Source organism: Bacteroides pyogenes DSM 20611 = JCM 6294 (genome assembly GCF_000428105.1).
In the GTDB taxonomy this organism is placed as follows: Bacteria; Bacteroidota; Bacteroidia; order Bacteroidales; family Bacteroidaceae; genus Bacteroides; species Bacteroides pyogenes.
In genome coordinates this window covers 1-11,717 of record NZ_ATZH01000054.1, presented here as the reverse complement: position 1 = coordinate 11,717, position 11,717 = coordinate 1, and the positions used below count along the sequence as shown (strand labels likewise).

The 11,717-nt window shown below is 42.2% G+C and carries 10 protein-coding genes and 1 pseudogene; 10 read left to right on the top strand and 1 reads right to left on the bottom strand.

The genetic code is table 11. The features are described from left to right. From C234_RS17690 to C234_RS0112310, 10 genes and pseudogenes are all read left to right on the top strand, one after another. Positions 1–261: pseudogene (locus tag C234_RS17690) on the top strand (IS982 family transposase); the annotation flags it as partial. A 161-nt stretch (positions 262–422) separates the two neighbouring features. After that, a complete protein-coding gene (gene lnb / locus C234_RS0112350; protein WP_027326021.1) occupies positions 423–1,613 on the top strand; it encodes a lipoprotein N-acyltransferase Lnb in 1,191 nt (396 codons plus the stop codon). Then, positions 1,610–3,184 (top strand): alkaline phosphatase family protein, encoded by a 1,575-nt coding sequence (locus C234_RS0112345; protein WP_027326020.1) that lies wholly within the window; start codon positions 1,610–1,612, stop codon positions 3,182–3,184. The genes lnb and C234_RS0112345 overlap by 4 nt, the downstream gene beginning before the upstream one ends. A gap of 105 nt (positions 3,185–3,289) precedes the next feature. Further along, positions 3,290–6,607, top strand: coding sequence for a preprotein translocase subunit SecA (secA, locus tag C234_RS0112340; protein WP_027326019.1), 3,318 nt, complete (start codon positions 3,290–3,292; stop codon positions 6,605–6,607). A gap of 469 nt (positions 6,608–7,076) precedes the next feature. Continuing rightward, positions 7,077–7,652 (top strand): TetR/AcrR family transcriptional regulator, encoded by a 576-nt coding sequence (locus C234_RS0112335; RefSeq protein ID WP_027326018.1) that lies wholly within the window; start codon positions 7,077–7,079, stop codon positions 7,650–7,652. Positions 7,653–7,692: 40 nt separating this feature from the next. Then, positions 7,693–8,214, top strand: a complete 522-nt coding sequence (locus C234_RS0112330; RefSeq protein WP_027326017.1) for a flavodoxin family protein — start codon at positions 7,693–7,695, stop codon at positions 8,212–8,214. Continuing rightward, complete coding sequence (locus C234_RS0112325; RefSeq protein ID WP_051290261.1) at positions 8,211–8,633, top strand: DoxX family protein; 423 nt, start codon at positions 8,211–8,213, stop codon at positions 8,631–8,633. The genes C234_RS0112330 and C234_RS0112325 overlap by 4 nt, the downstream gene beginning before the upstream one ends. Positions 8,634–8,651: 18 nt before the next feature. Next, a complete protein-coding gene (locus tag C234_RS0112320; RefSeq protein WP_027326015.1) occupies positions 8,652–9,815 on the top strand; it encodes an iron-containing alcohol dehydrogenase in 1,164 nt (387 codons plus the stop codon). A gap of 1 nt (position 9,816) precedes the next feature. Then, positions 9,817–10,458 (top strand): nitroreductase family protein, encoded by a 642-nt coding sequence (locus C234_RS0112315; RefSeq protein WP_027326014.1) that lies wholly within the window; start codon positions 9,817–9,819, stop codon positions 10,456–10,458. A 115-nt stretch (positions 10,459–10,573) separates the two neighbouring features. After that, on the top strand, positions 10,574–11,029 hold the full coding sequence (locus C234_RS0112310) for a ferritin-like domain-containing protein (RefSeq protein WP_034537709.1): 456 nt from the start codon (positions 10,574–10,576) through the stop codon (positions 11,027–11,029). 491 nt (positions 11,030–11,520) lie between these two features. Here the strand turns inward: C234_RS0112310 and C234_RS16420 are convergent. Next, positions 11,521–11,717, bottom strand: a 197-nt coding sequence (locus C234_RS16420) for an ATP-binding protein (RefSeq protein WP_034538437.1), incomplete at its 5' end; no start/stop codon positions are given.

Below are 11,717 nucleotides of genomic sequence, written 5' to 3'. Positions count from 1 at the left end.
ATTACGCTGGAAGTTCCCTATCGGCTGAATCAGAAGAACCGGAAAGAGCCCACATCATGGGCTTGCAAGCGGTTTAGAAAACGTATCGAAACCGTATTCTCCCAACTCAACGACACGCTTATGATGATACGAAATTACGCAAAGCAATCCTGCGGACTTTTCACCCGCATGGCAGCAAAGATTGCCGCTATGACTTTCATGCAATATGTCAATTACGCTAATCATCGTCCGATTGGAAAGATAAAATATTCGCTAATTTAATTCAACCAACGGGTTTAGGATAAAAAAAGGAATGAGAATAACCTTTCTATTGTTTCCTTGAGAAATCAGGAATATTTTAAGATGTATTTCCAACGCACAAATACCCCAAAAAACAAGATATCTTCTTATCTTTGCCGACAAACCATATAAAAGTACATCCGATGAAACGATACATACCCTGTTTGCTACTTGCGTTGCTCATACTATACTTTCCTGCGGAAAAAGCCTCAGCAAGCCAAAACGATTCTGTCCATATCAGCCTGCTCACTTGTTCGCCGGGAGAAGAAATCTACACCCTGTTCGGGCACACCGCCATACGCTATCAGAATCTGTCACGGAATATAGATGTGGTATTCAACTACGGTTTGTTCAGCTTCAATGCGCCCAATTTCATTTTCCGCTTTGCTCTCGGCGAAACCGACTATCAACTGGGAGTAACCGAATTCGATTTTTTCGCTGGGGAGTATGCTTATTATGGCAGAAGCGTATGGCAACAGGAGCTTAATTTGGCCCCAAAAGAAAAAGAACGTCTTCTTTTCCTATTGGAAAGAAATTATCTGCCCGAAAATCGGGTTTACAGATACAACTATTTTTACGACAATTGCTGTACACGCCCTCGGGATAGAATAGAGGAGTGTGTGATGGACGGAATTCTTTACCCCTCGTATCCGAAAGACGGATCACGCACTTACCGGAAAATCATTCACGAATTTTGCAAAGACCATCCATGGGCACGATTTGGTATGGACTTTTGCTTAGGCAGCGCAGCCGACCGTCCTATCAATCGCCGCCAAATGATGTTTGCTCCGTATTATTTGATGAACGCTTTTGCCGGAGCTCACGTAGGAAACGAAATTAAGCGACGCCCGTTGGTCACTTCAACGAAAGAGATCATTCAAGCGAAAACGTCAACGGATGCCGGAGTTTGGTTCCCTACTCCTTTCCAAAGTTCCCTACTTTTATTTATTCTCGCTGTCGCTTTCACCATTTACGGAATACGCAAAGGGAAAGGGCTTTGGGGAATCGACCTCTTGCTATTCGGAGCTGCCGGAATTGCCGGATGTATCCTTGCGTTCTTGGCTATCTTCTCGCAACATCCCGCCCTCAACCCGAATTTTCTATTGATAGCATTCCATCCTCTGCATTTATTATTGCTTCCTTATATTATATATTGTGTGCGGAAAAGAAAGAAATGCGCATATCACACCCTCAACTTTCTCGTTTTAATGTTTTTTATAATCCTTTTCCCCTTAATACCTCAAAATATTGACTTCGCCGTTGTACCTTTGGCACTCAGTTTGTTGATACGTTCGGCAAGCAACATGATCTTGACTTATACAAAAAAAGAATGAAAGGAATACTTACTTCTCTTATTACCGCGCTAACTTTCACGGGGCTTCAGGGACAATCGCTTCCGGCCGCTCCGAAGCTGGTAGTCGGACTTACAATCGACCAGTTGCGCACAGATTACTTAGAAGCGTTTTCGTCGCTTTACGGCGAAAAAGGATTCAAACGCCTCTGGAAAGAAGGAAGAGTATTTTATAATGCGGAATATACTTTCAGTGGCGTAGACCGAGCTTCTGCCATCGCCGCCATTTACACCGGCACTACACCCTCCGTAAACGGCATCATCGCCAACCAGTGGATGGACGCAAGCACGCTTCGCGTGGTCAACAGCACCGACGACAAAGGGTTTATGGGATACTACACCGATCAGACTTGCGCGCCGACCCAATTGCTGACTTCCACCATTGCCGACGAACTAAAGGTGGCTACGCAGGGAAAAGGATTGGTATACGCCATCGCTCCGGATTGCGAGGCCGCAATTTTTGCCGCCGGACATGGCGGTAACGGAGCTTTTTGGCTGAATCCGAATACGGGGAAATGGAGCGGAAGTACTTTTTACGGCGAATTTCCCTGGTGGGCCAATCAGTATAATGACCGGAAAGCCATCGACCTCAGGATATCGGGACTCGCATGGGAACCGCTTTTCCCGCGAAGCATGTATAAGTATCTGCCCGACCGCAGAGAGGGCTCTTTCAAACATAAATTCGAAGACGAACGTTCGAACAAATTCCGCCGCTTCATCGCCAGCCCTTTGGTCAACGAGGAGGTGAATGCTCTTGCAGCGGAAGTATTGGGAAAAAGCTCCATCGGTTCGGACGAAGTAACAGACCTGCTCGCAATTACCTATTATGCAGGAAACTATATACAGAAAGCCGGACAAGAAGCCGGATTGGAGATTCAAGACACTTATGTCCGGCTCGACCGATGCATCGGAACGTTATTAGACTTGATTGAAAAAAAGATCGGACTGCATAATGTACTGTTCTTCGTTACCTCCACCGGGTATACAGACAACGATCCCATCGATTCCGGTTCTTACAAAATCCCGGGTGGAGAATTTCACCTCAACCGTTGCGCCGCCTTGTTGAACATGTATCTGATGGCTACATACGGTCAGGGAAAATATGTGGAAACTTATCACAACCGACAGATTTATCTGAATCATAAGTTGCTTGAAAAAAAGCAGCTGAACTTGACGGATGTACAGGAAAAATGCGCGGATTTTTTAATCCAGTTCAGCGGAGTGAATGAAGTATATTCCGCTCATAGGCTTCTCTTGGGCGCATGGACTCCCGAAATCTACAAAATACGCAGCGGATTTCACCGCAAACGTTCGGGCGATTTAGTAATCGATGTACTTCCGGGATGGACCATCGTAGACGAAAACACCGATGACCGCCAGGTAGTACGTTATTCTTACGCCCCTACGCCACTGGTCTTTATGGGATACGCGATAAAACCTTCTATCATAGAGACACCTGTAACCATCGACCGCATAGCACCTACACTGTCGCACTTTATGCGTATCCGTGCGCCCAACGCTTGCACTTCTACTCCTCTGACCGGACTCCGGTAGAATATTACTCACAAAAACAGGCGTAAAGCATAAATAAATCAGCATTTTAATGTAACTTTGCGCAAGTTATTCAAAACCGATAATAATAAATAGACTATAATACAAATGGGATTTAATGAATTTTTAAGCTCGATTTTTGGAAACAAATCTACACGAGACATGAAAGAAATCAAGCCCTGGGTGGAAAGAATCAAAGCTGCCTACCCGGAGATTGAAGCATTGGATAATGACGCGCTCCGTGCCAAGACGGAAGAACTGAAAGAATACATCCGTCAGTCGGCAAGTGAAGAAAACGCCAGAGTAGAAGAGCTGAAAGGAAGTATCGAAAACCTCGAGCTGGAAGAACGCGAGGGAGTTTTCGCACAAATAGACAAGATAGAAAAAGAAATTCTGGAAAAATACGAAAAGGCGTTGGACGAAATTCTTCCGGTAGCTTTCTCTATCGTTAAAGCTACTGCCAAGCGTTTTGCCGAAAATGAAGAAATCGTAGTAACGGCTACCGATTTCGACCGCCAATTGGCAGCGACAAAAGACTTTGTCCGGATCGAAGACGATAAAGCCATCTACCAAAACCATTGGGTAGCCGGAGGAAACGACACGCTGTGGAACATGGTACACTACGATGTGCAGCTATTCGGCGGCGTGGTTCTCCATAAAGGTAAAATTGCGGAAATGGCAACAGGTGAAGGAAAGACACTGGTAGCTACTTTGCCGGTATTCCTCAACGCATTGACCGGAAACGGAGTGCATGTAGTTACCGTAAACGATTACCTTGCCAAACGCGACTCCGAATGGATGGGACCGCTTTACATGTTCCACGGTTTAAGTGTCGACTGCATCGATCGCCACCAGCCGAACTCCGACGCCCGCCGTCAGGCTTATCTGGCAGACATTACATTCGGTACGAACAACGAATTCGGTTTCGACTACCTGCGCGACAACATGGCCATCAGCCCGAAGGACCTGGTACAGCGCCGGCACAACTATGCCATCGTCGACGAGGTGGACTCGGTATTGATCGACGATGCCCGTACGCCGTTAATCATTTCAGGACCGGTGCCGAAAGGAGACGACCAATTGTTCGAGGAACTTCGCCCATTGGTGGAACGTTTGGTAGAAGCACAAAAGGTTTTGGCAACCAAATATCTATCCGAAGCCAAACGGATGATTGCTTCGGACGATAAAAAAGAGGTGGAGGAAGGATTCCTGGCTCTGTACCGTAGCCATAAATGCTTGCCGAAAAACAAAGCGTTGATTAAATTCCTCAGCGAACAAGGCATTAAAGCGGGAATGCTGAAAACCGAGGAAATCTACATGGAGCAAAACAACAAGCGGATGCACGAAGTAACAGAACCCTTATACTTCGTCATCGACGAAAAGCTGAACAGTGTAGACCTGACGGATAAAGGTATCGACCTTATCACCGGTAATTCAGAAGACCCCACCTTGTTTGTGCTTCCCGACATTGCGGCGCAACTCTCCGAACTGGAGGTAGTGCCTAATCTTACAGACGAAGAAAGACTCCAGAAAAAAGACGAGTTGTTGACCAACTACGCCATCAAATCGGAACGGGTGCATACCATCAACCAATTGCTGAAAGCCTACACCATGTTCGAAAAAGACGATGAATATGTAGTTATCGACGGACAGGTGAAAATTGTAGACGAGCAGACCGGACGTATCATGGAAGGTCGCCGGTATTCCGACGGATTGCACCAGGCCATCGAAGCCAAAGAGCGGGTTAAAGTGGAAGCGGCGACACAGACATTCGCGACCATAACTTTGCAGAACTATTTCCGTATGTATCACAAGCTGTCCGGTATGACCGGTACCGCCGAAACGGAAGCAGGCGAATTCTGGGACATCTACAAACTGGATGTTGTAGTAATCCCGACAAACCGCCCCATCGCTCGCAAAGATATGAACGACCGCGTTTATAAAACGAAACGCGAAAAATACAAAGCCGTAATCGAAGAAATTGAAAAGCTCATTCAGGCAGGTCGTCCGGTATTGGTGGGTACGACTTCCGTCGAAATCTCCGAAATGCTGAGCAAGATGCTCGCCATGCGCAAGATCGAACATAACGTACTGAACGCAAAACTGCATCAGAGAGAAGCCGACATTGTAGCCAAGGCCGGGTTGAGCGGAACAGTGACCATCGCCACCAATATGGCAGGTCGCGGTACCGACATCAAGCTAAGCCCGGAAGTGAAAGCTGCCGGCGGTTTGGCAATTATCGGCACAGAACGTCACGAATCCCGTCGTGTCGACCGCCAGTTGCGCGGTCGTGCAGGACGTCAGGGCGACCCGGGATCTTCCGTATTCTTCGTCTCGCTCGAAGACGACCTGATGCGCCTCTTCTCTTCCGACCGTATCGCCAGCGTCATGGACCGTCTCGGGTTCCAAGAAGGTGAAATGATTGAGCACAAAATGATATCCAACTCCATTGAGCGCGCTCAAAAGAAAGTGGAGGAAAACAACTTCGGTATCCGTAAACGCTTGCTGGAATATGACGACGTGATGAACAAGCAGCGGACGGTAGTTTACACCAAACGCCGCCACGCATTGATGGGCGAACGTATCGGCATGGATATCGTGAATATGATTTGGGATCGTTGCGCCAACTCCATCGAAAACAACGATTATGAGGGATGCCAACTGGAAATGCTTCAGACACTGGCTATGGAATGCCCTTTCACGGAAGAAGAATTCCGCAACGAAAAGAAAGAAGCGTTGGCAGAAAAAGCATTCGGCCTCGCTATGGGCAACTTCAAACGGAAAACCGAGCGTTTGGCGCAAATTGCCAATCCGGTAATCAAACAAGTATATGAGAATCAAGGACACATGTACGAGAATATCTTAATTCCTATCACAGACGGAAAGCGGATGTACAATATCTCGTGCAACTTGAAAGCAGCTTATGAATCGGAGTCGAAAGAAGTCGTAAAAGCATTCCAGAAGTCTATTTTACTGCACGTTATAGACGAGGCGTGGAAAGAAAACCTCCGCGAACTGGACGAACTGAAGCATTCGGTACAGAACGCAAGTTACGAACAAAAAGATCCGCTGCTGATCTACAAGCTCGAATCGGTCACTTTGTTCGACAGTATGGTGGATAAGATCAACAACCAGACTACCGCCATCCTGATGCGTGGACAAATACCTGTGCAGGAAGGTCCGGCAGACGATCAGACACGCCGTGTGGATGTGCGTCAGGCTGCCCCCGAACGACGTCAGGACATGAGCAAATATCGCGAGCAAAAACAGGACCTGAACGATCCGCACCAACAAGCAGCCGCACAGCAGGATACTCGCGAAACGCAGAAACGCGAGCCGATTCGTGCGGAGAAAACAGTGGGAAGAAACGACCCCTGCCCTTGCGGAAGCGGTAAGAAATATAAAAACTGCCACGGAAGAAATTAAACATGAACAGTGTGCAGCCCAAATAAGCAGTTTAATAAAAGAGACTTTTTCCTGCCGGAATTTCATCTGCGGGAAAAGCTCTCTCCTTAAAAAGCTTTTTGCGTCTGCCTAAAGAAAAATTTCGCGTTTGCCTAAAAATCCATGTTCAGGCAAACGCGTTTTTTCTTTAGGCAGACGCTTTTCTTTCAAAGTCGCCCGACAAAAAGATGCTCAAACAGTAAAATTCTTTCCGATTTGCCCTGCCAGTATTTTCAGCTAGATATTAACCGTTTCAAAGAGGCTTGGATGTACTTCAGCACTGATATCCCCATCTCCTATGACAGTATAATATAGAATCCTTACTAAAAAATTAGTATAAAAGTCTTCAAAAATAACTCAAATAGAATAAATTCAAAAGAAATCTCACAATAAATGAATGAACATTCATTTATTTATTGTATCTTTGCAATCAGATAAACAATAAGATTAAATGATTAGAGATAATTTAAAAGATAAGGAACTCGCTCTATTGCAAGCAACTCTTACATTAGTGAATCATCAGGGATTTCATGCTGCTTCCATGTCAAAAATAGCACAAATGGCCGGAATCTCTCCAGGGACTATTTACCTCTATTTCGAGAACAAACAAGATATGCTCGATAAACTTTATATCATTATAAAGTCGGAAATGTGTGAATATGCATTTATGAAGCATAATCCTCAGGGAGGTGTTGTTGAAGAGTTCAAAAATATTTGGTATCGAATAGCCGATTATAAGATTTCCCATATTAAAGAGGCGATGTTTCTTGCCAACTGCGACATTACACCTGTGGTAACAGAAAGTAGTAAAAAGAAAGCTTTAGAATTTCTAAATCCACTATTGGATGTGTGGCGTAGAGGACAAGAAGAAGGTATAATTCGGAATATATCTCTACATCTTATATATGCTTTTAGTGTTAATCCTCTTTCATACCTTATATTTTCAAAAGTTGATAAGAAAATCAAACTAACCCAAAAGCAAATAGATGAAGCATATGAAATGGCTTGGAAAGCAATAGAAGCATAAAAACAATATCATAAATATTACATAATTCAAATAAGAAAAAATGAAAGGAATAATTCTTTATTCCAGTAATACTGGAAACACCAAGAAATTGGCAGAAAAAATCTATGAATACATGCAATCTATAGGAGATTGGAGTATCCAAGATATCAAAGATGGAGGTGTTGAACTGAGTGATACAAACGTTGTACTCTTCGGAGGATGGGCAGAAGGAGGCTCGCTTAATAAAGCTGCTATTTCAGCATTAGAAAAATTAAATTTAACAGATAAAAAAGTAGGTTTTTTTATGACTATGGGAGCAAGAACTACTACCGAACATGGAAATGTATGTGTGCAAAATATAGAGCAGCTTGCCTCCAAATATGACAGTATTGGCGTGCAAGTTTTACAAGGGTATATTGCACCTTCTCTTTTGGAAAAGCTTAGTAAACTTCCTGACTCTGTTTTACCACAATCTGTAAAAATAGCGATGAAAGATGGAGCTCAGACATATCAAGAGCCTACGAATGAAAAGTATCAAGCAATAGCAACTTATTTTAAAAGTAAAATACAATTACATTTATGAGCAAAATATTGCATTACATAAAGGAAGGATTGTGTTATCTCTTGGCCATTTTTATGGTATTAGCTGGAATTAATCATTTTACCAATACCACTCCCTATATTTCTATGGTTCCCAACATTCTACCTTGGCATACATTTATAGTTTACGGATCAGGAATTGTAGAAATCATGGTAGGGATTATGCTTTTTTTCAAAGGTAGAATAAGGATATTTGGAGCTCTGCTCATCTTTATGATGATGCTTATTTTCTTCCCGATTCACATAATTGACCTCTTTAGAGAGACTCCTTCAATCTCGGGATTTGTCCCTGCGAACAAGAATGTATATGAATTTGCTATAGTCAGAGTAATCATGCAATGTATACTTATTTTATGGACATATTTAGTTTATCGTTATATTAAAAAAACAATTAAATATTAACCCTTAAATAGAAAGAATATGAACAATTTCATTTATAAAAATCCTACTAAAATTATATTTGGTAAAGGACAGATTGAACAAATAAATACTGAATTACCTAAAGACGCACGTATCTTAATGGTTTACGGAGGCGGAAGTATCAAAAGAAATGGAGTTTACGAACAAGTAATCAGAGCTGTAGGCAATCGTAAATTAATTGAATTTCCAAACGTACCTGCTAACCCAGAGTATGATCATCTAATCGAGGCCGTCAAAATCATCCGAGAAGAAAAGTTGAATTACATTCTTGCAATCGGCGGTGGTTCGGTTATCGATGGTACTAAATTTATTTCAGCAGCAGCCAAATACGATGGCGAAGATCCTTGGCAAATTGTATGCGGAACAGCTCCTATCAAAAAAGCTATACCGTTTGGTACAGTTTTGACAATTCCTGCCACCGGCTCTGAAATGAATGCAGGTGCAGTTATCTCACGAAGAGCCTTAAAAGAGAAGCGACCTTTCGACTCTCCTTTGGTTTATCCTCAGTTTTCAGTGCTTGACCCACAAGTGATGATAACTCTTCCAACTCGTCAGATTGCAAATGGCATAGTAGATGCCACCATGCACGTGTTGGAACAATATATGACTTACCCAGTAGGAGGACATCTACAAGACCGCTTTGCTGAAGGTATAATGAAGACGCTTATTGAAGAGGGCCCGAAAGTTATGGCAAATCCAGCCAATTATGAAGCAGCAGCAAGTTTGATGTGGTCTTGCACTTTGGCACTTAATGGGCTCATCGCACAAGGTGTTCCAACAGACTGGGGTGTCCATGCTATAGGACATGAATTTACAGCCATCTTCGGTATCGACCATGCCCGCACCTTAGCTATTGTAGCACCTCGATACTACGAATACCTATTACAAGAGAAGAGAGAAAAATTAGTTCAATATGCCAATAGAGTTTGGAATATCAGTAGTGGTAATGACGACGAAAGAGCTCTACAAGGTATTCAAAAATTGGAGAATTTCTGTCAATCATTGGGCATAAACACTCATCTCTCGGACTACACAGAAGAGTACGAAGGTACTGCTGAAGAAATAGAAAAGCGATTTATAGAGAGAAAATGGAGCGGCATAGGCGAAAGGGCACAAGTTACTCCGGAAGATGTAAAAAAGATTGTATTAAAAACCTATAAATAAGATGTCTATAATTAATGATTTAAGATGGAGACATGCCGTAAAAGCATACGATAAAGATAAAAAAGTAAGCAAGCAAGTTCTTCATCAGATAATAGAAGCAATGTCTCTCGCTCCTACTTCATCCGGGTTACAACCTTTCGAGATTTTTGTCTTGGAATCAGAAGAAGTGAAAAGGAAAATAGCTGACACTTGTTTTCTTAACAATGCAGAATATGTGATGAACAGTACCTATACCATTTTGGTTGCAGGCTGGGACAATTATACCGAAGAGCGTATAAACAAGATGTACAATCATATCACCCACGAAAGAGGACTACCTGAAGGGCGATATAATGACTATGTGAGCAGCCTCATTGAAAAGTATGTTCACAATGCATCAGAGCAAGAAAATTTTGCTCACATTGCGCGCCAAGCATATATTGCAATAGGTATGGGACTTACAGAAGCAGCTTGTCTACACATCGCAACCACCCCCATGGAGGGTTTTTACTTTGAACAAGCTGACAAACATCTTGGTTTAAGAGAAAAAGGCTTAAAAAGTCTTTGTCTGATAGCTGTGGGTTATGCAGATGAGAAAAATGACTGGAATGCTAACCTAAAGAAAGTAAGAAAACCAATGAAAGAGTTTGTAACTTCTCTTTAACCTCGCCATAAAAGGATTTTGTGTAATTTTAATATTACTTATGAATCACGCTATTCTTAAACTCATGTTTTTAAAATAAAAATATCAACAAATTTATTAATTTATTCTTTAGATTATGGATACTAAAAAATCAGTGGATACGCTACAGCTGTTCATTACAGGGCTATCAAAAGGTGCATTTTTACATCTAGTTCAGGGAAAATATTTCGAGTCGATGGGATTGTCCAAAATGGGGACTAAATATATTGAACACTATGAAGAAGAAATGGGATGGGTCAAAAAATTTATGACACGAATTTTAGATCTGGGTGGTGATATAAAAATTGAAAATTGCAATGGACAGGATATTATAAAAGACCCTATTAAATATTTAAAAACTGATTTAGCTTTACAGAGTGAAGGCTTATCCGTTATTTATAAATATATGGATAATCTTAAGGATGATCCTACTACCTATGAAATTTTCAAAGATTATTTAGCAGATGAGGAAGAAGATTTTTACTGGAGCCAGGGGCAAATAAATTTAATAGAGATGATAGGGAAAGAGAATTGGCTAACTTCTCAAATATAATTAGTCATCCCTTAAAAATTACATTTTGGCGAAATGCTGTTAAACAACAAATTCTCGCTAATTTTTCAATAACTTCAAAAGAGCAATAGCGTTCTTTTGAAGTTATTGCTGCAAATTCCTTAGATGAATCTAAAACTATTGAAAATGACCAATCAGGAGTTAGAGTTTATGGGCCAGTTCTTCTCAATAATGACAGATTATAACCCGCTGACAGGATTAAACTCTTACGATTATTGTAACGTAGGAATAAACTACTTGCGAGCAAAATAACCCAATGAAGGAGTCTTTTCAAAATTCTCCCTACCCATACCGGCACGTGTCGGACAAAAGACTTCTCTATCGGTTTGAAATCCATACAAAATATTCTTCTCCTCTATCAATCGCTTTAACTATTCTTTGGCGGATATGTTACAAAGAAATATAGATGGTAAAAACGGAGTAGACTGTTACAGCAAAAACGGCCATGCTGTTACAGTTTTGACGAGGCAAAGTTAATGTTTTTTTCTTAAACTGTCTCCTTTCAATGTAAATCTAGATGCGGTATTGACTACTCTATCCAAGATAGCATCAGCGGCAGAGACATTACTATCGAGAGTTTCGTACCAATTTGCTACAGGCAGCTGGCTTGCAAAGATGGTAGACTTGTTTCCGTGTCTGTCTTCTATGATTTCCATTAGGTCGATTACCT